The following is a 20,770-nucleotide window of genomic DNA, read 5'->3' on the forward strand; positions in this document are numbered from 1 at the left end:
AATCATGCCGCGGCTGGGTCGAGTCAGGCAGCGATGATCTCCGGAACCTTCCAGGAGGCGAGTTCATCGAGACGCGGACGGTAGAGCCGGATCAGGAGGTTCCATCCCTCGGGGAGGGGAATGGCATTGAGGGCACCGTCGCGGTCATCTCCGAGGCGCACCGTGGTCGATCCGTCGTCATTCCTCGCGGCGAACACGGAGTTGACGTTCGTGGTGCCGGTCGGTCCTGGTTCGAAGTAGCCAGCGGCGTTGTACACGCTCACCGACCAGAACGCGTCGGCGGGCACGTCGCGGAAGGTCATGCTGTAACGCCCGACGGGGAGCTTCGGGTCGATGTTGATGTACGACGCTTCCGCATCAGGAAGGCCACCCCAACCGAGCGCCGTGCCGACAAGATGACGCACCGGGTCGACGTGTTCCTTCGCCCCGAAACATCTCGCCAGACCGCCCATCGTCTTCCCCAGGACCAGCAGGGCTTCACGAACCTGGATGTAGCTTTCGTGGTCGTACTCGGGATGTGAGAATGCCTGGACACCGCTCGCGGAGAGAATGATCTGATCCTGGATCCGATTTACCGCTTCGAGGTCGGTCGGACGTGCCGGATCGAAGAGGATCCGTGCTGCGGCGATCACGTGCGGGGTGTCGAAATCCTCCATCGTGAGGGAGTAGGTACCGGCCCGGTGGAAGACGCGATTGATGTAGTGGTCCTGGTTGATGATCATGACGGAGAGATACCGATCTCCGACCTCCGGCAGGGTGAGGGTGACAGGCCCCGCGCTGAGATCGATGATGGCGACGGAATAGAGCGTGTCGCGATTCTGCCGAATCACCGGCTGCTGGTCCAGAGGAGGGAGCGCGCGGTCATGATGGAAAACGCCCACTCCGCCGATGATCGGCAGCATCCGCTCGATCATCGTGTCGGTTTCGACCCGCGTGAAATTGTCGACATCGACGATCTGTGCACTCATCAGGGACTCCTCGCTGCTCTGTTGGCACACCCTATCGGGTGACGGTCGCCGGGAGTCGGATCACCGAGAGGGCGGATGACCCAGCGAGCGCCGAGAGCAGTGCGTCTCAGTCGTCGGCAGCGAGCCGCGAAGGTCTCTGCTGGCTTGGTGGAGGCCCCGACGATACGGGAAGTGGGGACCGGTGAGCACCATCGCGGACGGACTCCCCCAAGCACGAAAAAACCCCCGGAGAACCGGGGGTTTGTCTGTGCGCGATACTGGGATCGAAACAGTATGAGCGACACTGGGCGAAGCCGCGCCATCTCGCGGTTCCTCCGCGCTATAGTGCGGATCGGGCCGAGCCGTGTTAAGGTCACTGGGACGCACGAAGACGCACAGGCACGCAGTAGATATTGCCCGTTGTTGCCCAGGGAGGACCGCATGGCCGGCACAAGACGAAAGAGGCGCGAATCGTTCGGCGCCATCAGGCAGCGCTCTTCTGGCCGCTATCAGGCGTCTTACGTTGGCCCGGACGGTCGACGTCACAATGCACCGCAAACATTCGACGGAATCACTGACGCACGCGGGTGGCTAGCCGTTCAGCAGGCACGGATACTCGATGGCACCTGGTCCGAGTTCGAAACGGTGCGCGCAGAACAGGCAGGAAAGGGCCGCGGCGCCACATTCGCCGAGTATGGCGAAGATTGGGTTGCCACCCGCACCAATCGGAACGGTGAACACCTGCGCCCACGGACAGCAGCCGAGTACCGCCGGCTCCTTGCAGGCGCCCTATCCCCCTTCGCAGGTTCACGCCTCTCCGCGATCACCCCCGACCAGGTGCGCGCCTGGTACTCCTCGCTCATCGCGTCCGGAACGAAGACTCAGGCCGCGCGAGCGTACGAGCTGCTCAAGGCGATCCTCACCACCGCGGTTGCCGATGGCCGCATCAAGACGAACCCGTGTCAAATACGCGGCGCTGCGTCTGCGTCGACGGGGAAGAAAGTCGAGCCGCCTACGGCCTCCGAACTGCAAACCATCGTGGACGCGATCACACCAAAGTTCCGTGCCGCTGTTATCCTCGCCGCATGGGCTGGCCTGCGCTACGGCGAACTCACGGAGCTTAGGCGGCGTGACATCGAGGCCCTCGACACAGAAGAGGGACCCGGCTCGATCGTCGTCAACGTGTCGCGTGCAGTTGCCCACGTCTCCGGCCAAGGGTTCGTGATTGGGCGCACTAAATCGGAAGCTGGCGTGCGGACCATCGTCCTTCCACCACACGTCAACGAGATCGTCGAGTCCCACTTGGATGAACACGTTGGACGGTCTGCCGACAGCCTCCTGTTCCCATCCGCGGACGGCAGCGGACACCTCGCTCAGTCAGCCTTCTACAAACACTGGGACCCTGCTCGCAGAACAGCGGGAAGAGGAGACATGCCCTGGCATGCGCTGCGGCACTACGGCGCAACCAGGGCCGCACTTGCGGGCGCCACTCTCAAAGAGCTCCAGGCGCGGCTAGGGCACTCGACGGTGGCCGCCGCGATGCGCTACCAGCACACCGCAGGCAGGGATGAAGAGCTCGCGAGGCGCATGAGCGAACTCGCGTAAGTCGTGGCGGCGCCCGTCGCCATATGAAGAGCCCCCGTCGAGTTGCAGCTCGGCGAGGGCTAGGTCAAACAACTGGGAGTCGAAATGACCAACTCAAGTATCCCATCCGCAAGTACGGACGACCACCAGCAATGCACCGAGCACTCGTGGTGCGAGCTGGATCACCGCGACCCCGAGGTCGACGGCGTTCACGAGAAACGGGTCGACATAGAGGTCGGCGACGTCGAGGAACGATTTACGCTCGAGGTAAGGAACGGAGAACCTCGCCTCGACTTCGAGATCAGCCAGGGCTCAATCTGGCTCGAGCCCGGCGAGCCCACAAACACGTTGCGCAACCTGGCCGCAGTCCTTACGAAAGCTGCGGACCTGTATGACCAGTTCGCCGACGAACTTACGCCAACACTTCGGCGCCACCCAGACGTTACAAGTGCTCTCGCGGATCGAGATGTTTGATGGCCGTGCATGAGCGGTTCTACGCTCTCGAACGAGACGGGCTGTCGGCTCGAGCAATCGCAGAGATCTGCGGAGTATCCAGCCGAACAGTCGTCCGGTGGCGGCACTCAACAGGCAAGACCCACTGTCCACCGGCCTCTCCCCTGCCGCAACAGAAGCTGGCGACAGCGCTGCGGCTCCTGGAAGACGGGGCCTCTATCAGCGAGGCTGCACGATCCGTAGGCTGCTCCAACAAGACGCTCTCGAGACGTTGGCCGCATTATGCGTGGAACCAGACGCAGGCTGGACAGTTCGCGGCCATGGTCCGCCGCGTCGGGCGCGGGTGGCGAGAGGACATAGCTGATGCCTGCTAAGAGACCCCGTTCCCGCGTTGACGATCACATCGTTGCCATCATCCGGGAGGCGATGCGAGAGAAGCACATGCTTCAGAAAGACCTCGCCTCCGCCGCCGGGATGTCTCAAGCGCAAGTGAGCGTTCGGTTGAAACCAATGGGGCCATCCATCCCGATCGACCAAGTGGTCCGCATGTGCGGCGCACTCGGCTTAGACGTCCCCTCGGTCTTCAGGGAAGCGGAAGAACGCGCCAAATCCTGTCCGACGACAGGCGTGGTCGAACCTGATGAGGACGAGCAGACACGAGCGGTGGGACGAAGGATCGCCGCGTCTCTCTGGGTTGGAGCCGACGACCCGGACTTCATCGTGCTCGCCATTGACCAGAACATGTTCCGAGACGACAACCGATTCTGGACCCCTGTCCGCAAACAGCTAGCGCTCATGTGGGCTCTCCATGACCTCGCGTACACGATCGGACGCCGCTACCCGATCCGAGACCCGTTCATTCTCAAGCCGGTGTTGGAGTCCGACAAGATCATTCCGTGACCGGTCCATACACAGGTTCCATTTATACACAAGCGGAAAACTTGTGTATAACGTGTGGATAACTCACAGCGGCGCCAACTTCGGCCTCAATGAAAATGCGCGGAATTACGGGGATACAGCGACAATAAGTGCCTTGGAAGCAGGTAGACGCCGATATTCGCTTTGGACCTAGCACCAGCGAAGGTCACGGTGACCCGCTCTAATAGTTATGCGGCCTCGTGCCGTGCAGTACACGGAAGAGCTTCGCGGTACAAGCGCGCCCGCTCAACAGGTCAGAGCGTTGAGCGGGCGCTACCACGGAGACGCGCTTAGGTGTCGGAGTGGGTGGCAACAGGCTACCTGCCCCGGTTAGAACATGGAATCGAGGTAGGAATGTCGCACACCGAGTGGAGAAGCATCGCTGAGGTAGCAGGCGATATGGGGGTCAGTACCGACACCGTACGGCGCCGCATCACGGACGGGACAATCCGGGCCGTGAAGTTCGGCCCTCGACTCATCCGAATTGATATGGCTAGCGTTGAAAGGTGGACCCGCCCACTGACCCGGGACGTGGCGTGACCCTCGGTCCTGTTGAACGGCTCATCCGCTACTCATACGCCGGACATGCGGTCGCAGTGCCCCCCGCAAAGATGACAAAGATCATCCGCAAAGCGCTCCGGTCGATCGGGTTCGTCCGAACGGTCCAACTCATCGACGCGCTAAGGCGGGGAGCGATCAGTCATCAGCAGTTGCACGTGCTGACGCACACGGGTATCCCGGACCCGACGGGCGAGCTCGCGGCGCAACGGGTGGACTTCATGCGGACATTGCGGTGAGCGCCCTAATCGCGACACCGGACACACATTCTGGCAGCACTCCACCGACACGACACAGCAGAACCGACGCCCCTCATCCCGGCCGATGAGGGGCGTTGTCTGCTCCAACTGAACATCACCCCGCGAAAGGGGCTCACATGAGACGCAACACAAAGGAGACCGCGTTCCAGAGACGCATGAGGGAGTTCCACGAAGCGCGCGAGCGGATCGCGTCGAGTCGGCAGCGGGCGAAAGGGGATGACGCGTGGCAAAGACAGACGGGTTCGTCCGACTCCCCAATTGGTTGATCGATGACGCGGACCTCTCCGCGCACGAACTGATCGTGTACATCGTTCTTCTCAGGTTCCGGAACCAAAAGACCGGAAAGTGCTACCCGGGGATGTCGACGATCGCAGACTGTGCGCGCATCTCTCGCCGATCGGTCATGCGGGCCATCGAAGGCCTCGAGCAGCGCCAGATGGTCAAAGTCGAGCGTAGAAGCACGATCAAGGACAACAAGCCGAACATCTACACCGTCGCGCTCGCGAACGAAGCACCTGACCGGATCTGGGAGACGAGCGCCAGAGGACGAAGAATCCCAAAGCGAGTCACTAGTGACTCCGAGTCACTGATTGAAGCCGCAATCGATCAACCCGGTGACTCCGAGTCACCGGCCAGTGACAAAGCAGGCCCTACACCAGTGACTCGGAGTCACCCAAACAAGACCTACAAGAACCAGATCCATGAACAAGCTGTAACACCCGCCTTCGAGGAAGTCGGGTCAGACAGATTCACATTCAGCGATGCACAGCATGACGAAGCAACCGAGAAGCAGGTGGCGTACCTGAAAGACCTTGCCATCCACCTCAACTACGCGACAGGAGGAGGCATCCCTAACGACCTGCAACTACAACGGTGGCGCAACCTCACCCGCGATGAAGCAGACCAGAGAATCCGCGGATACCTCAAAGAGCTCGGCCGACCCGACGACATGTACTACCCGCAAGCCGGCGACCCAGAGTTCTTCGCGCTCACGGACGCAGGTAAAGCCTTCGCGGAATCAGCAGGCCAACCCGACTCAGTGTTCGAGTACGGATTCGGGATGAAGGAGAACAGCGCATGAATCGACCAGTGAGCATCATGCCCGCTACGTGCGTCACTTGCTGGCCGTGGGTCAGGTGGTTCCGCACCGGATCAGGCGCACGGGTCAGGCAGGAACAACACGAACCGCACTGCACCGTCTACCCGAAGATCCAACGGTCAAGCCACTGAAAGGAGGAGCACGCTACGCCCCGAAAAGAGACCGGAACCGATCGTAGGCGTCGGGGTCCATCGCGAGCTTTGCAAGCGCCTGCTGGTTCTTCAAGTTCTCCACCTGCAACGCGTTCGGCTCCTGCGTACGAGAACTGATCAGATGGGCCACGAGCTCGGTCAACGGCTCACCAATCGCGCGCCGGAAGTTGAAGCCGAGCAGCTGGAGAATGTTGACCGTTTCGACAGACAACAACGGTTTCAGACCATTGATGCTCGCCCGGAAGCTCGCTCCCTCTGCGCCGCCCATCGAGTCAGCGAACTCTTCGAGAAGCGGCACCACAGTGTTTGCGATGTACTGCACGTCGCCGCTGTTGAGCCGCTGAGCCACGAGTTCCGACTGATAAGCCTGCGCGATACGAGTGATCTCGTTCTTGTCAGAAACGAGCTCCGAGACGAGCTGCTCAAGGCCCGCGATCGTGTCGTCCTTCTTCCCCGACGCGAGCAAGCCACGCACGCGATCCGTCACCAGCGATGCGCCATTACGGGCCGCAGCCTCAGCCAGTCGCGAACCCAACTCAATGATCTGCGGATCGATGTCCATGAAAGGAGTAAACCATGACCATTCGAACCGCAGTCCTCTGCGACACATGCGACAACGTCTACGTCCCAGACGGACGACAACCACACGGAGGACTCAGCAGGCAAGCACACGCCGCCGGCTGGACCTCCATCAATACCAACGGGCACTGGACCAACACCTGCCCCGACCACACCAACTAAAGGAGAACCACATGGCCCTCACCACACTCGAGAACCGGATCGACGCCATCCGCGAGCGCGCAAAACCCATCAAGGACACCTTGGACACCGCTCTCGACAAGGTGCGCAACGACGGGCGACTGACGCCACAGGCCAAGCGCCAGGAGATCGCACAGCACTACCTCGCAGCCAAGCAGAAGCTGGAGGTTCTACTGAGCGAGGAACGCACGACCACCGCAAAGAAGCGCGACGAAGTGGAGCGCAACCTGTTCGGTCAGCGGGATATCGGCCCCGCGGGAGTCGTCGCCTACCGCGATGCTCAAGACCGAGCACTTCGTCTCGGACCTGACGACGAAGACCACGCTCTCGCCCTGCTCATCAGCGCCCGCATCAGCCGCGACGACACACTCGCCACCGCCGTCCTATCCCGGGCCCTCCACTTCGAGTGGGTCGGAGTGATCGGGACCTACACCGACAACTACCCCCACCAGCGGGAACCCCTCGAAGACCTCACCAACATCGATCGCTGGACGAAACAGCAGGAGGAGAACGGGTTCGACGGGTACGGCGCCATTTACTCCGTCACACCTCCCCGAGAAATCGGCGGCAACCTCAATGACGCCGGAATCCAAAAGATCGCAACCGGCGAACTGGCCTAACCAACACGAGGAGACACCATGACCACAATGAACTTCCGCGACGGAAGCAACGTCACCATCCGATCCACCGACAGTGAGAACCTCGTCGAGGTAGCCACCCGCATCAAGACCCTCCGAGAGTCGAACACCGCCGCGAGCACCGCACACAGCAGAGCGATTCAAGCGATCAACAACGATCCCAGCCTCAGCGACCAGGGCAAGAAGGAACGCATCGACGCACTCGAAAGCACCCGAGCCACCGAACGCAAAGCCGGTATCGCAACCGAGAAGCAGATCATCACCACAAAGATCTCCGAGCTCGAGCGACGCCTCGACGGGTACGTGGGCTACACGAGCGAGAACATCATGGCATTCCGTGATGCGCAGGACAGGGCCGAGAACATCGACGATCCTGACAAGGCGGCAACCGTCATGGCACGCGCCATCCGCACCAACGACAGGACGCTCGCTCACGCGCTCTATCGGCGCGCAGTCGAGAACCGGTGGAACGACGCAAGCCAAGCCTTCGCCGCCGACAACCCTGCTGTGGCACAGCTCGTCCATGACGTCCAGAAGCTGCACGAGCTTCACGACGCCAGCTTCAACCGAGCTGTCGCATACATGTAAGCAGCAACACGATGAGGGCTCTGCGCACACGCGTGGAGCCCTCTCGCCTACCCAGGGGGAGGGCACCCCAAACCCCACGACCAGCGGGTCTCTGGGGCTTGCCGTCCTCCCTCCCCGACATTTTTTTCCTCAGAACGGGCCTGTCCCGAAGAACGGAACTCACACCATGACGAAGATCCAGAAGCACACAATCGACCTGCGATCCCCTCGCACGGAAGCGCTCGAAGCCGCAGAAGCCGAACTCGAGAACCTCACCGCGCAGACCGACACTCTCAGGGCCTCCGCACTCGCCGGCAACCTCGGCGCCGAAACGCTCGCAGCACATACCGACCGCCTCAACCTCGCCACGATGCGGGTAGACGCCGCCCGTCACGCCGCCGAAGCCGAACTCAACAACCTCGCCGACCGGAACAGCATCGCCGACGCGATCGCTGAACTACTCGACGACCCGGCTCTCGCGACCACGCCCATCGAAGACGCCATCAGCAAGCTCCGACAGGCACTCGCAGACATCACCACCGCCAACGAAACCCGCAACAGCGCTATCACCGGCTGGGTCACCCGACTGCGGCAACTCGGCGTCCCGGATACCGGCCTCACCGTTAACGGCGACGAGATCCACATCTCGTCGGCAGGCCCAACCGGAACAACCATCACGATCGGCGGTGGCCGCGTCTCCACGATCGGCTCCGTCGCTGGCCACATCCGCCACACAACACAGAAGCACAGCGACAGCGCTCATATGGCCATCGACCCAGCCAACCTTCCGAGCTCCGACACCCGTGGTCGTGCACTCGGAAGCACCACCGCCGTCCGCCTGCTCAAGAACCTCGGCGGCAACAAGGCAGGCACCGTACTGACCACCCGCACCCACTCCCTAGGAGTCCTCGCGAAGTTCGTTCACGACGGTCACGCCGAACTCATCGACGGACAGATCCCCGACGAGTCCAAGCACACCCTCAAGCGCTTCCCTGTCGACACGCGTCCGCAAGAACAGCCCGAGCGCGTCACACCCACGAACGTCAACGACGCGACTCGGGTCGAAGACGCAGTACGAAAGGCGTTCACGAACTGAACCAACACCGCAAGGGGTGCGGGGGACTCCCTCAGCACCCCAAAAGGTCGCCGGGAATAGCCGCTCCCGTTATGCGTGCGCACTGAGCCCGTTTTTTTATACGGCGCCCACCAATTCCGGTGGGCGCCGTCCTTCGTTTGAAAGGATCACCATGAGCAAGATCAAGGAGCTCATCGAGAAGCAGAAGCAGTTCACTGAGGAGCTTGTCGCTGAGTCGAAGGCGTACTACGAGGCGATCGAGCCGGTCGAGGTCGAGACCGTCTTCGGGGAAACCCCGGCGACGTTCCGGGTACCGTTCGTACACCCGCACGAATTCAACGAACTGACAGAGCGCTTCCCTCCCGGGCGCAGCCCCATAGATGCGTCGCTGTGGTTCTCGCTGGACAAGGTCGCGATGAACTACCCCGGAATGACGTTGGTCGTCGGCGACGAGGTCGATGACCTGTATCGAGTGCGCGACAAGGAGGCCGTCTACATCTGGCCTGAGATCTACAAGGAGATGCCACCGGAGGACGCTCAGAACTTTCGGATGGCGGTGTGGGCTCTGCATATTTGGGAGCCAAAGCAGCGCCGCGAGGCGAAGAAGGAACGGGACGGCGACCCGGCAGAAGAGGTCGGGGATCTGCCTCTCGAGGAGCTTGTCGATTTCATCGCAGAAGGAGGTGACCCGAATGCCTGATCGGATCGTGAAGGTACGCCTATCGGCGGTCGTGTCGGATTACGAGAAGTCGATGCGTGATGCTGCGAATGCGACGGCGACGGTGGGGACCGAGGCGGAGAAGCTGGCTCAGAAGAAGCAAGCCTTCCAGCAGCTCGGGAGTACTGGACTTGTGATGGGAACTCTGCTGACGGCAGGTCTGACGTTGGCTGCGAAGGCGTCTGCGGACTTCGATGCGCAGATGTCCAATGTTCAAGCGTCGACACACGAGAGCGCCGCGAACATGGATCTTCTTCGTCAGGCGGCGTTGGATGCGGGTGAAGCTACCGTGTTCTCCGCGACGGAGTCAGCGCAGGCTATTGAGGAGATGGCGAAGGCGGGCGTCTCGACCGCAGACATTCTTGGTGGGGGTCTGACGGGCGCTTTGGATCTGGCTGCTGCCGGTGGTCTGGACGTAGCGACTGCGGCCGGGATTGCGGCTACGGCTCTCAAGCAGTTCAATCTCAACGGTTCCGAGATGTCGCATGTTGCTGATCTTCTGGCGGCGGGCGCCGGTAAGGCGATGGGCGATGTCACCGACCTGTCCCAGGCGCTGAACCAGTCGGCCCTTGTGGCGAAGCAGACGGGTCTCTCGATCGAGGAGACGACTGCGGGCCTGTCGGCGTTCGCGGCGCAGGGTCTGTTGGGATCGGATGCGGGGACGAGCTTCAAGAGCATGTTGCAGTCCCTCAACCCGACATCGGCTCAGGCCGCCGAACTGATGGAACGCTACAACCTCCAGGCGTACGACGCACAGGGCAACTTCGTGGGCCTCGCCGAGTACGCCGGGAAGCTCAAGGCGGGCCTGTCCGGTCTGAGCACCGAGCAGCAGAACGCCACCCTCAAGACGATCTTCGGAGCCGACGCGGTGCGCGCGGCGACCGTGCTGTACCAGCAAGGGTCTGAGGGCATCACCGAGTGGACACAGGCCGTCGATGACCAGGGCTACGCGGCCTCCACAGCCGCCATGCGGCTCGACAACCTCAAGGGTGACGTGGAAGCCCTAGGAGGGGCATTCGAGACCGCCCTGATCGATACAGGCTCCACGGCGAACGACACCCTCCGCACGATGGTCCAGGCACTCACCGGCCTCATCGGCATGTACAACGATCTCCCCGCCCCCGTGCAAGGAACCGTGATGGCTCTCGGCGGTGCAGCCGCAGCGGTCGCCCTGACAGGTGGCGCCGCGTTCCTCGCCATCCCGAAGTGGCTGGAGTTCAAAGCCACCGTGGAAGCGTCCACCTGGACGATGAAGGGGATCGGGTTCGCCGCGGGCGGCGCGGCCCTCGCCCTCGGTGGCCTGTTCATGATCGTGGGCGAGCTCGCGGCGAAGCACCAGCAGGCGCAGCAGCGGGCACAGCAGTACGCCGATGCGATCGAGGACGGCACGAACAAGCTCACCGAAGCCGCCCGCGCCACCGCGATCGACGAACTCCAGAAGGGCGGGGAACTGCTCACGTTCAACTGGCAGTCCGCCTACGACGCCGCCGAGAAGCTCGGTGTGGGTGCGGATGTCGTCACCGACGCGGCCCTCAAGAATGCCGACGCGATCGACCAGCTCAGCACGTACTACGCGGCGCTCAGTGGCGACCAGGAGGCGTTCAACAAGATCCAGGGCGACACGGGTATGAACGCTTACGAGACGCGTCTTGCACTTGAGGCGATGATCGGTGGCATCCAGGAGCAGAACGCCGCGATCGACGACGGACTCAGGCTGAAAGGGCAGGAGGAGAAGGCGAACTCGGCAGCCACGGCACAGTCACAGAGCGCTGCGGGTGCGTACATCGAGCAGGCTGACGCCATTCAGGATTTGAACTCGCAGCTCACGAGCTTGATCGACAGGATCAACGCGGCGAACGGTGTTGCTGTCGATGCGATCACGGCGAACGCCAATTACTTGTCGGCCATGGACGGACTTAAAGGTCAGGCGGAGAAGTTGGGGTTGTCTCTGGACGAGTCTACGGTTTCGGGGTCAGCGAACGCTGCCGCAATGGGTGAGATCGCGGAGAAGGCCCGGGCGGCTGCTGAGGCGCAGCTACAGCAGGACGTGACCACGATGAGCGCTGATGAGTCCGCGAAGAAATACGCGGCTACGCTCGCATCTCAGCGTCAGGCATTCATCGACTCGGCCGTGAGTGCTGGCTACAACGCTAACCAGGTGAAGGCGCTCGCTGACCGGATCTTCCAGATGCCGACTGAGAAAGAGTTTCACGCGCTCGTCGAGACCGCGACGGCACAGTCACAGATCGACAGGTTCGTGACGCTGAACAATGGCCGGCGGGTGAAGGTGTTCGTTGATGCTCAGGGCGGTCAATCGTTCAGGGTGGGCAGCACCACAGTCGCCCCTGGCATGTCGACGGGTGGTCCGGTGCGCGGGCCGGGGCCGAAGGGCAAAGACTCAGAGCTCCGAATGCTCGCGCCCGGTGAACACGTGCTCACTGCGGACGAAGTTGACGCCGCTGGAGGGCACAGCGCGATCGGCGAGTGGCGAGCACTGCTGACAGGCGCTCGAAGTGATTATGCACTCACTGCCGATAGCCCGGAACACGTGATGGAGATACCGTCAGCAATGATCGGACGCTGGGAAGGAGGAAGGTCATGAGCCTTCTGATCTGGGAGCACCACGAGAACTACGTGCAAATGCTGTCTGACACATTGGTCACGGCCGGGGACGGCGTGACGCCCGTTTGCTATCAGTCGAAGGTGTCGGCGCTCCCTGGATTGAACCTGGCGATGGCGACGATGGGCACGGCTGAGATCGGCCTACACCTCTACCGGACCCTGATGCAAGTTGATGCTGGGGAAGATATTGAGGCGGTGAATGGCGTTGCGCCGGAGCTGTTGCGGCACATCAGGGACGGCCTTGAGGAGCAGCGCCCCGACGACGGGATCTCTACGATCACTCTGTTCGGCTTCCCTAATGGCTCAGAGCATGTAAGCGTCTACTCGTACACATCGCGGGATGGTGCAGAGTTCGAGTCAAAGCGGGAGGAACTCGGGAAGGTTTCCGTGAAGCCTGGACCGCAGGAGTTCACGCTTGACTATCCCGAGACGTACGAGGCCAAGATCGACCTCGCGTGCCGCATCCGTGAGGAGCAGGAAAGGTTCAGGGAGGAAGGCAAAGCCTTCGTGCGTATCGGCGGCGAGCTGCAAGCCACCCACGTGTCCAACGGGCGTGTGGACCAAGCTGTCTGGCACAGGTTTCCGGACTACGACCAGAGTCTGCCATCCGTTCGAATGTGACACTCTGGCCCGTCCTGGCCTCAACTGGGGCGGGCCGTCTCCAACGATCTCTGGCTTTCGACATGTGGCATTCGCCAATGGGGTAGAACTTCAGCAGGTATCATCGAGGGATCCCGACATGGAGGTTACTCATGGCACTATCCGGTGGTCCGCTCGAGCGTCGATCGATGAGTGACGAGGCCTACGCCCGACTCCGTGATGCCATCATCAGTGGCGAGTTGCCTCCCGGTGAGCCGCTTCGGGACTTTGAGATCGCGGAGACGTTCGGGACGTCGAAGACGCCTATCCGCCATGCCCTTGACCGCCTGGGGGAACAGGGCCTCGTGGAGATTCAGCGCAACCGCTACTCCCGTGTCGCTGCGATTGATCCTCATCAGGTGGCGAACGCGCTCGACGTTCTCGGTGACACTTGGGGTGGGGCGGCGCGCAGAGTCGGCAGCACCCTTGAGAAGGCCGATGCGAGCGCACTCAATCGGTTGGTGAAGGGACTTTCCTCGGCGGTGAGCCGCCACGACTTGGGTGCGTTCGCCACCGGGTTGTTCTCGATCGCCTCCGAGTACGCGCGGATCGAGGGCAACCCGGCTCGGCAGGCGGCCATTGAACAGCTCGCCGCTCAGGTCTCCCGGTACTGGCTTGCCTCGGCCCACGCCTTCGACTGGACCGCAGGGAAAGACCTCGCGAACGGCATCGCCCAGGCGCTCAAGACCGGCGATCAGAGCACCGGCGTCAACGCCATCGTCACGTTCATTGACACGGTCCGAGCGGAAGGCGCCGCGGCCTAGGCATCCCCCTGCAGAGTCACGGCGTTTCCCCACACCCAGCACCGGAATACTTGGTCTTCGGCGCGGAACTCGATACCTGCGGCGAGCGGCGTGGAGCGTACGAGCTTCGCGTCAACCCGCACCGCCTCGGGACCGAACCTCACCCACGCCCGCACACGCTTCTGCAACGCGTGAGGGTAGATCGTCAACGGTTGCCCACGAACGTCCATCTCCCGGTCAGTGAGCGACTGCAACGGGCCGTGTTTCGCGGCTTCCAGGACTGACCGTGCTTGCGACTGCATGTCACGGTACGCGGACAGTGTTGCTCCTGGATTTCCCGCACCGGCACCCTTCTTCCCCGGCCTGGGGTCAAGGGTAGCAAGTATCGAACATCTGTTCTATTCTCTTAACCCATGGACACGCCAACGATCGAACACGTCGCAACTCTATGGATGGTCAAGGACATCCCCACGAGGATGGTCTACGCGGGTCGCCGATGGCGCGTCACCGACACCCCCACCCGGCTGCGACACTCGAGCTGGACCCTCCCCCTCGACGAACCCCACCACGGGCTCTACGGGTGGCGATTCCAAGGAACCGACGAGGCGGGAATCTCGTTCGTTTTCGACGTCTACAAGGGTGAAGACGGATGGCACGTCCACCGCACCTACGACTGACTTGGATCCAGGTGTGCCCAGTGCCATATTGGCCTTGTGTCCATATTGCGGTGGTCGACGACGATCCTCACTGGCTTGGCGGGTATCGTCACCGCCTTCCTTACGTTTGCTGTGGCGCTCACGCCTGCAATAGATGCCAGCAGCCTTCGTGTTGGGCTGTTGGTGACTGGCATCGCCACCGCGGTCTTCGGCGTGCTAACGAAAATTCTTGACCTGGTCGTGGTGCATAGTCGCAAAGAAGACATCAAGGCACTTCGAGCACAGTTCTACGAAGTCTTCGATGGCCCGATGAATCGGATGATCGCGCAGGTGCAGCGAATGGCGCTTCGCGCTCCGGCCAAGCGCCAGGAATCACTGCACGCCCTCCGCCTTAACGTCGTCATCTCAACGGCGCAGCTAGTCGCTTCCAAGACGGCCCGGGCCACCTACTTCATGTTGGAGGACCGCACCGCGCTAGTGGGCCGCCGCGCCATGCGGGGGACGGAATACAACTACTCTGACAACCGCCGCGACAACGCGACAACCGAGTTCGTCGAAGCCGATGATCCGCAAAGTGAGATCTGGCAGGCTCTCGACGGCCACGGACCTGTCATCTATCCGAACCTCACCGTCTCTGCGCCGGCCGGTTGGGACGCGAACGCTCACGTCTACAAGGGATTTCTCACGTTTCGAATCGAGATGGGCGACGCGGGCGTCGGCGTCCTGACCGTAAACTCACTCAATCCGAATGAATTTGAACCCGCCGACGTAGCCATCGTCGGCGCGCTTGCCGCCGTGCTCAGCATGGCCGAGGCGGCAGCTCATGGTTACAGGCCTGCACCCACCAGGAAGCGATGAAATCAGCCGAATGTCGGATTCCGGACGTACACTCGATGTGAAGGGAGCAACATGATTGACATCTCGCAGACGCAGGACGTTGAGGTGGTCCTCGACGAGGAGTACTTCGCAGCTGTCAAACGTGAAGCTCTGGCCAAGGCGCTCCGCGATGAGCGCGTCCCCTCATCCCAGCGCATCCGCCGAACGCGCCTCCTGCTCGAAAAGTTCCAGGCCGCAGCTTCCTAGTCAAGGAAGAGTGTCCACTACGTACCCGAACTTGAACTCGCGGTAGCTTGCCTTAGGTACTAGCCGCCGCCCTTGCTTCCTCCGGCGTAGGTAATCAGAGATCAGAGCCGCATCTTCTGAGCGCATCCCTGCGTTCTCGGCTCGTGCTCGAAGTCGCTCAGGCGTGACGACAAGCCAGCGGTTTGGCTCGTTCATCAGGTCGGCCTTCAGCTTCTCCTGCTCGTTCCACTTGAGACGGTTGTTGTACCCCCGGGCTTTCCTCGCCAGATACTCAATGATCTCGTCCACGCCGTTGGGAAGCGGCTCAGATCGCCAGAGGTTGAGGGCGATCTCGAACGAGTCCCCCGGGACACCAAGTGTCACGGCGATGTAGTCACGCGCCATCACCGGAATCTCCTCCTCGGTCAGCGCCTGCGTCACACCCTCGAGCTCGGGGATGCGCACGAACCAGAACTTGCCGTCGCGCTCCGCAGTGACTTCGTACGTCTTCACGATCACTCTCTTCTGTAGTCGATGCTGAGCGAGCAAGCGTGCCGCCATGAACGTTCCCAATTCACTTTGGCACCGGGATCGGCGTGAAGCCAGCCTGGGGCGAACCAATCTGCAGCTTCACGAGGGACTCCCTCTCCCGGAAGGCGTTCCAAGTGCGGAAGAGGTAGAAGAGCGCCTGGCCCGGCACGATGCGCCGGGAGGCGCCAGCCTGAAGGTCGTTGGACACCCGGCGCGCGAGTGTTAGGAATGGGTCACCAGGGCCGTTCTGGATGCCGTCACGGATCCGATTGAAGAACTCTGCCGTGTCATCGACGTCGAGCTTTGAGAACTCAAGGAATGCCACTCCGAGCGCGCTAACGGGCAGTCGAAGATACCGATACATGCCGCGGGCGTGACGGGCCGCGAACTCGATGTCGGGGATCGCCAGCACGGCGTCCGCAAGCTCGGACTTGGTGATGCCGGTACTTCCTCCAAGATTGGAAGCCGCGTGCTTTACATCACCAGCCTGGTACGCCGAGTACAGGCGTGCGATCGCACCCACGTCCTTCGCGTCCGCCCGGTCGGCGAGACCCGTGATTACGAGCATGTCGCCTGCGTTGCGTGCTGACCCGGAATCCAGGACGACGAGCGCATCCTCGCTGATCCCTCGCACGACGAGCACCCAGGCACCCTTACCGGCTGCGACGATCGCCTGGCATCGGTTCTGGCCGTCGACGAGCTGTCCTGCTGTATCAAACTTGATCGCTTCGCCGGTGACGACCCAGCGGTCACTCTGGATGTCGCGCACGTAACCGTTGATGCGGCTCTTGCGCACGTTGCGGTTGTTGTCGATGTTCAGCGCGAGCCAACTCACTGCGAGTTCCGGTGTCACGAACACGTACTCAGCCGTTTCACCGCCAGGTCCTTGCGCGACGGTCGATGGTTGGTTCTTCATGGCCTGCCCCTGTCTGGGCGGAGCATCAGAAGGTCTCCGCCGTCGAGACACAGTTGTAACCAAGAAAGTTTCGGGCCGCACTATTGCCGGATCGTGTTGCCCAGATGTTGCCCACGCCCACCCGGGCACGAAAAAACCCCCGGAGAACCGGGGGTTTGTCTGTGCGCGATACTGGGATCGAACCAGTGACCTCTTCCGTGTCAGGGAAGCGCGCTACCGCTGCGCCAATCGCGCCCGTTGGGGCTATTCAGTTTTCCCGTGAGGTGGCGACGGGATTCGAACCCGTGTAAACGGCTTTGCAGGCCGGTGCCTAGCCGCTCGGCCACGCCACCGTGTGGATTGACCCCACGTGCCGCGGATCTTCGACAGAAGACCTGCTGCACTCGAGCGGATGACGAGACTCGAACTCGCGACCCCAACCTTGGCAAGGTTGTGCGCTACCAACTGCGCTACATCCGCATTTCATTCCCGGTTGTCCCGGGCACTCATGAAACATTAGCCGAAGATCTGCCCTTCGCCAAACCGGCAGCGATTCTCGCGCGTGTCTCTCAGACTGGTCAACAGGGCGCCACGGCGTCGGGTAGTATCGGGTGACGTACCCCACGGGTATGGGCGATTGGCGCAGTTGGTAGCGCGCTTCCTTCACACGGAAGAGGTCATCGGTTCGAGTCCGGTATCGCCCACCACGACTACTCCCCCGGCACGGAAACGGCCCCGGATCACCCGCCCGCAGTCATACCGCGGTACGACGCGGAGGGCGGCGATCGGCACCGTGGAATGTCGATCACCCCTCGTGCACCGCCGTAGCCTCGAAGGCAGACGACAGCAGGGAGCAGGAGGACCGATGATGGAGATCGCAGGCGCCGGCGTCATGGTGTTGTTCGGGGCAGCCCTGCTCTGGTGGGCCCGCGCGAGCCGTCGCGGCACCTTCCCGCGGCAGCGGATACTCGGGTACCGGACGTCGCGCACACTCCGCGACGGCGACGCCTGGGTCTCCGCTCATCGGGCGATGGCGCCCCTGCTCTTCGTCGCCGGAGGCGGGGTCGTCCTGGCCGCACTCGCCGCCGCGACCGCGGTCCTGGTCGGGCACGCGGATGTCGGTCGAGTACTGCTCGGCGGCGCAGTCGTGTGGGGGCTGGTCTTAGTTATCGGGTCCGCACTTCCGGCCGCCTCGGCAGCCCGGTCCACCCGGGACACGTCGGGGTCGTAGTCACCTCAGGCGATGCGCCCGCCTCCCGGCCGCGCGACCCGGAGCCAGCGGTAGCCGTACGCCGGCACCTCCAAGACCACCTCGCCATCTGCGTCCGGAGCCGAGCGCTCGGACTCGAGCAGACCGACGAGTTCGGTCCCCTCCGGTTCGCTCTCGAGCCGGAACCTCACGGTCGCCGGCACCTCAGCGAAGTTGTGCACCGCGATGAGCCTGCCGACATCCGCCGTGAGCGAGTGCACGAGCACGGCATCGGCAGCCTGCTCTATCACCGCGAACTCCCCCCAGCCGAGCTCGGGTGAGACCCGATAGCGCGCGGCGAGCTCGCGGATGAAATGCAGCATCGACCCTCGATCGTCGAGCTGGTCCGCGACGTTGACATGCTCCGGCGCGTATCCGTCAGCGGGAGGGCGCGACGCCAGGCGCGACGGCGCCGCATCCGAGAACCCTCCGTTGCGCCCGGGCGACCACTGCATCGGGGTCCGCACCGCCTCCCTGCCCTCCACCTCGGTGTTCTCCCCCATCGCGATCTCCTCGCCGTAGAAGAGCACGGGGGTTCCGGGCAGGGTGAAGAGCAGGCTGTACGCCATCCGGATGCGTCGCGGGTCGCCTTCGAGCATCGGGGGAAGACGACGAGTGATACCGCGACCGAAAACGCGTTGCCTCTCATCGGGTGCGAGCGCCTCGAAGACCTCCTGCCGTTCCGCATCATCCAGCTTGTCGAGCGTCAGTTCGTCGTGGTTGCGCAGGAAGTTCGCCCACTGTACCTCGGGCCCAAGCGCGGGCCGCGCGGTCAGCGCCTCGATCAATGCAGCAGGCTGCCTCCGCACGAGCGACAGGTACAACGCCTGCATCGCCACGAAGTCGAACTGCATGGTGAGTTCGTCGCCGTCGGATCCCCCGAAGTAGTCGATCTGCTCGCGATACGGGAGATTCACCTCGCCCAGCAGCACGGCCTCACTGGACCGCCTCTGGAGGAACCGTCGGATGTCGCGCAGCAGCTCATGCGGATCGGGGATGTCCGCTCCGCGTGGGACCTCGAGGAGGAAAGGCACCGCGTCGACGCGGAATCCGGACACTCCCAGTTGCAGCCAGAACCCGATCACCTTCGCGATCTCGTCGCGCACGGCCGGGTTGGCGATGTTGAGGTCGGGCTGGTGCTCATAGAAGCTGTGCTGGTACCACTGCCCTGACGCCTCGTCCTTCGTCCAGATGCCGTCGGCCTGCCCGGGGAACACCGCGTTCTTCTGCCCCTTCGGCGGGGCGTCGTCCCGCCAGACGTAGTAGTCGCGATAGGGCGAAGACACGCTGCGCTTCGCCGCGAGGAACCACGGGTGCCGATCCGAGGTGTGATTGATCACGAGGTCGACGATCACCCGCATGCCGCGATCCCGTGCCGTGCGGATCACCTCGACGAAGTCGCCGTGATCGCCCAGTCGCGGATCCACACCATAGAAGTCGCTCACGTCATAGCCGTCGTCGCGGTCGGGGGTCGGGTAGAACGGCATCAGCCAGAGGCACGTCACCCCCAGCTGCGCGAGGTAGTCGATCCGCTGCGCCAGGCCGCGGAGGTCGCCCACCCCATCGCCGTCCGTGTCGAGGAACGTCTCCACATCGAGGCAGTACACGACCGCGGTCTTCCACCAGAGGTCGCTCGTGTCCGTGATCTTCACAGTCGTCCCTTCAACGCGGGGATGAGGTCGGAGTGCGCGAAGCGGAGGAAGCCCGCCTGCTCCTGCCCGACGTGATGCAGGTAGAGGCGGTCGAATCCGACCGCCACCAGCTCGGCGATCCGATCGACCAGGGACGACGCGTCGTGATCGATCAGGACGGCGCCTCGGAGAGCGGTCTCATCCACCGCCCCGACCGCCTCGTCGAACTCCTCCGGCTGCTCGATGTTCCACGTCAGGGGCGGGGCGAGCACGCCGTTGCGCCACTGCTCACGTGCGAGCGCGAACGCCTCCGCATCGGTGGACGCCCAGCTGAGGTGCAGCTGAAGAGAACAGGGACCGGTGCCGCCGGCGGAGCGGTATGCCTCGACGACGCGTCGCAGCACCGAGGGCGGCTGGGCGACCGTGACGAGCCCATCGGCCCACGACGCCGACCATGCCGCGGTCTCGGCGCTCACTGCGGTCGCGAACAGGGGCGGCGGCTGCGCCGGGAGGCTCCAGAGTCTCGCCCGATGCGCGCGGACGTGGCCGTCATGGCTGACCTCTTCGCCTCGGAGCAGACGACGGATGATGCCGACGCTCTCTCCCAGGCGTTCATTGCGCACCGACTTCGCGGGCCACCCGTCACCCGTCACATGTTCGTTCATGGCTTCTCCGCTGCCGAGCGCGGCCCAGAACCGCCCGGGGAACATCTCCTCGAGCGTCGCGAACGCCTGGGCGACCACGACGGGGTGGTAGCGCTGTCCCGGCGCGTTGACCATGCCGATCGGGAATGCCGTGCGCGCCAGAGCGGCAGCGATCCAACTCAAGGCGAAACCCGACTCGCCCTGTTCCGGCAGCCAGGGCGAGAGGTGATCGGAGCACATCGCACCGTCGAAGCCCGCGTCCTCCGCCGCCACGACCGCCTCCAGCAGTGCACTCGGCGGAATCTGCTCGTGCGAGGCGTGGAATCCGATGAAGACCATGCGCCGAGTCTGCCGACCGCCGCCCGGTTCT

General features: G+C 63.0%; 24 protein-coding genes and 4 tRNA genes. 19 read left to right on the forward strand and 9 right to left on the reverse strand.

Going from position 1 to position 20,770, the window contains the following annotated elements:
- Positions 1 to 23: 23 nt before the first annotated feature.
- Complete coding sequence (locus K1X59_RS10475) at positions 24 to 968, reverse strand: DUF1254 domain-containing protein (RefSeq protein WP_183150078.1); 945 nt, start codon at positions 966 to 968, stop codon at positions 24 to 26.
- Positions 969 to 1,388: 420 nt separating this feature from the next.
- Here K1X59_RS10475 and K1X59_RS10480 point away from each other — a divergent pair, with 420 nt between their 5' ends.
- The 7 genes from K1X59_RS10480 to K1X59_RS10510 all read left to right on the forward strand — a co-directional run bounded on the left by K1X59_RS10480 (position 1,389) and on the right by K1X59_RS10510 (position 5,801).
- Positions 1,389 to 2,552 (forward strand): site-specific integrase, encoded by a 1,164-nt coding sequence (locus K1X59_RS10480; RefSeq protein ID WP_183150079.1) that lies wholly within the window; start codon positions 1,389 to 1,391, stop codon positions 2,550 to 2,552.
- An 84-nt stretch (positions 2,553 to 2,636) separates the two neighbouring features.
- The gene (locus tag K1X59_RS10485; protein ID WP_183150080.1) at positions 2,637 to 3,005 is read left to right on the forward strand and encodes a hypothetical protein; all 369 of its coding nucleotides are present in this window, start codon (positions 2,637 to 2,639) and stop codon (positions 3,003 to 3,005) included.
- Complete coding sequence (locus K1X59_RS22860; RefSeq protein WP_183150081.1) at positions 3,005 to 3,358, forward strand: helix-turn-helix domain-containing protein; 354 nt, start codon at positions 3,005 to 3,007, stop codon at positions 3,356 to 3,358. The genes K1X59_RS10485 and K1X59_RS22860 overlap by 1 nt, the downstream gene beginning before the upstream one ends.
- Positions 3,348 to 3,884 (forward strand): helix-turn-helix domain-containing protein, encoded by a 537-nt coding sequence (locus K1X59_RS10495; protein ID WP_210274168.1) that lies wholly within the window; start codon positions 3,348 to 3,350, stop codon positions 3,882 to 3,884. Before K1X59_RS22860 ends, K1X59_RS10495 begins: the two co-directional genes overlap by 11 nt.
- Before the next feature lie 372 nt (positions 3,885 to 4,256).
- Positions 4,257 to 4,442, forward strand: a complete 186-nt coding sequence (locus tag K1X59_RS10500; RefSeq protein WP_183150083.1) for an AlpA family transcriptional regulator — start codon at positions 4,257 to 4,259, stop codon at positions 4,440 to 4,442.
- 71 nt (positions 4,443 to 4,513) lie between these two features.
- Positions 4,514 to 4,699 (forward strand): hypothetical protein, encoded by a 186-nt coding sequence (locus K1X59_RS10505; protein ID WP_220173390.1) that lies wholly within the window; start codon positions 4,514 to 4,516, stop codon positions 4,697 to 4,699.
- Between the two features lie 244 nt (positions 4,700 to 4,943).
- Complete coding sequence (locus K1X59_RS10510; RefSeq protein ID WP_183150084.1) at positions 4,944 to 5,801, forward strand: helix-turn-helix domain-containing protein; 858 nt, start codon at positions 4,944 to 4,946, stop codon at positions 5,799 to 5,801.
- 162 nt (positions 5,802 to 5,963) lie between these two features.
- On the opposite strand, the gene K1X59_RS10515 is transcribed toward K1X59_RS10510, so the two are convergent.
- Positions 5,964 to 6,533, reverse strand: a complete 570-nt coding sequence (locus K1X59_RS10515; RefSeq protein WP_183150085.1) for a hypothetical protein — start codon at positions 6,531 to 6,533, stop codon at positions 5,964 to 5,966.
- A 190-nt stretch (positions 6,534 to 6,723) separates the two neighbouring features.
- Between K1X59_RS10515 and K1X59_RS10520 the strand changes: the two genes are divergently transcribed.
- From K1X59_RS10520 to K1X59_RS10565, 10 genes are all read left to right on the forward strand, one after another.
- Positions 6,724 to 7,350 carry a hypothetical protein gene (locus tag K1X59_RS10520; protein WP_183150086.1) on the forward strand — a complete coding sequence of 209 codons (627 nt, stop codon included), beginning with the start codon at positions 6,724 to 6,726 and terminating at the stop codon, positions 7,348 to 7,350.
- Positions 7,351 to 7,368: 18 nt separating this feature from the next.
- The gene (locus K1X59_RS10525) at positions 7,369 to 7,956 is read left to right on the forward strand and encodes a hypothetical protein (protein WP_183150087.1); all 588 of its coding nucleotides are present in this window, start codon (positions 7,369 to 7,371) and stop codon (positions 7,954 to 7,956) included.
- 166 nt (positions 7,957 to 8,122) lie between these two features.
- The gene (locus K1X59_RS10530) at positions 8,123 to 9,031 is read left to right on the forward strand and encodes a hypothetical protein (protein WP_183150088.1); all 909 of its coding nucleotides are present in this window, start codon (positions 8,123 to 8,125) and stop codon (positions 9,029 to 9,031) included.
- A gap of 151 nt (positions 9,032 to 9,182) precedes the next feature.
- Entirely contained in the window at positions 9,183 to 9,710 is a 528-nt protein-coding gene (locus K1X59_RS10535) for a hypothetical protein (RefSeq protein WP_183150089.1), read from the forward strand.
- Complete coding sequence (locus K1X59_RS10540; RefSeq protein ID WP_183150090.1) at positions 9,703 to 12,330, forward strand: phage tail tape measure protein; 2,628 nt, start codon at positions 9,703 to 9,705, stop codon at positions 12,328 to 12,330. The genes K1X59_RS10535 and K1X59_RS10540 overlap by 8 nt, the downstream gene beginning before the upstream one ends.
- Complete coding sequence (locus K1X59_RS10545; RefSeq protein ID WP_183150091.1) at positions 12,327 to 12,971, forward strand: hypothetical protein; 645 nt, start codon at positions 12,327 to 12,329, stop codon at positions 12,969 to 12,971. The genes K1X59_RS10540 and K1X59_RS10545 overlap by 4 nt, the downstream gene beginning before the upstream one ends.
- 167 nt (positions 12,972 to 13,138) lie before the next feature.
- Positions 13,139 to 13,753, forward strand: coding sequence for a GntR family transcriptional regulator (locus K1X59_RS10550; RefSeq protein ID WP_183150092.1), 615 nt, complete (start codon positions 13,139 to 13,141; stop codon positions 13,751 to 13,753).
- A 431-nt stretch (positions 13,754 to 14,184) separates the two neighbouring features.
- Positions 14,185 to 14,409: a hypothetical protein gene (locus K1X59_RS10555; RefSeq protein WP_244631873.1), complete on the forward strand. Its 225-nt coding sequence runs from the start codon at positions 14,185 to 14,187 to the stop codon at positions 14,407 to 14,409.
- Positions 14,410 to 14,484: 75 nt separating this feature from the next.
- Entirely contained in the window at positions 14,485 to 15,246 is a 762-nt protein-coding gene (locus tag K1X59_RS10560; protein WP_183150094.1) for a hypothetical protein, read from the forward strand.
- 51 nt (positions 15,247 to 15,297) lie between these two features.
- Entirely contained in the window at positions 15,298 to 15,471 is a 174-nt protein-coding gene (locus K1X59_RS10565; protein ID WP_183150095.1) for a hypothetical protein, read from the forward strand.
- Here K1X59_RS10565 and K1X59_RS10570 read toward each other — a convergent pair whose 3' ends face one another.
- The 5 genes from K1X59_RS10570 to K1X59_RS10590 all read right to left on the reverse strand — a co-directional run bounded on the left by K1X59_RS10570 (position 15,472) and on the right by K1X59_RS10590 (position 17,356).
- Positions 15,472 to 15,963 (reverse strand): hypothetical protein, encoded by a 492-nt coding sequence (locus tag K1X59_RS10570; protein ID WP_183150096.1) that lies wholly within the window; start codon positions 15,961 to 15,963, stop codon positions 15,472 to 15,474. It abuts the gene before it with no gap.
- Positions 15,964 to 16,024: 61 nt separating this feature from the next.
- Positions 16,025 to 16,897, reverse strand: coding sequence for a hypothetical protein (locus tag K1X59_RS10575; protein WP_183150097.1), 873 nt, complete (start codon positions 16,895 to 16,897; stop codon positions 16,025 to 16,027).
- A gap of 162 nt (positions 16,898 to 17,059) precedes the next feature.
- Positions 17,060 to 17,131: transfer RNA gene (locus K1X59_RS10580), tRNA-Val, on the reverse strand.
- A gap of 27 nt (positions 17,132 to 17,158) precedes the next feature.
- Positions 17,159 to 17,229, reverse strand: a tRNA-Cys gene (locus K1X59_RS10585).
- Positions 17,230 to 17,283: 54 nt separating this feature from the next.
- Positions 17,284 to 17,356 (reverse strand) — tRNA-Gly (locus tag K1X59_RS10590).
- Positions 17,357 to 17,507: 151 nt separating this feature from the next.
- Between K1X59_RS10590 and K1X59_RS10595 the strand changes: the two genes are divergently transcribed.
- A tRNA-Val gene (locus K1X59_RS10595) sits at positions 17,508 to 17,583 on the forward strand.
- 158 nt (positions 17,584 to 17,741) lie between these two features.
- Positions 17,742 to 18,107: an SdpI family protein gene (locus tag K1X59_RS10600; protein ID WP_220173391.1), complete on the forward strand. Its 366-nt coding sequence runs from the start codon at positions 17,742 to 17,744 to the stop codon at positions 18,105 to 18,107.
- A 5-nt stretch (positions 18,108 to 18,112) separates the two neighbouring features.
- On the opposite strand, the gene K1X59_RS10605 is transcribed toward K1X59_RS10600, so the two are convergent.
- Both K1X59_RS10605 and K1X59_RS10610 read right to left on the reverse strand, forming a co-directional pair.
- Positions 18,113 to 19,777, reverse strand: coding sequence for an alpha-amylase family protein (locus K1X59_RS10605; RefSeq protein WP_183150099.1), 1,665 nt, complete (start codon positions 19,775 to 19,777; stop codon positions 18,113 to 18,115).
- A complete protein-coding gene (locus K1X59_RS10610; RefSeq protein ID WP_183150100.1) occupies positions 19,774 to 20,739 on the reverse strand; it encodes a TIGR03885 family FMN-dependent LLM class oxidoreductase in 966 nt (321 codons plus the stop codon). Before K1X59_RS10610 ends, K1X59_RS10605 begins: the two co-directional genes overlap by 4 nt.
- Positions 20,740 to 20,770 lie beyond the last annotated feature (31 nt).

The sequence above is a fragment of the Microbacterium sp. Se5.02b genome (assembly GCF_019464375.1).
GTDB lineage: Bacteria > Actinomycetota > Actinomycetes > Actinomycetales > Microbacteriaceae > Microbacterium.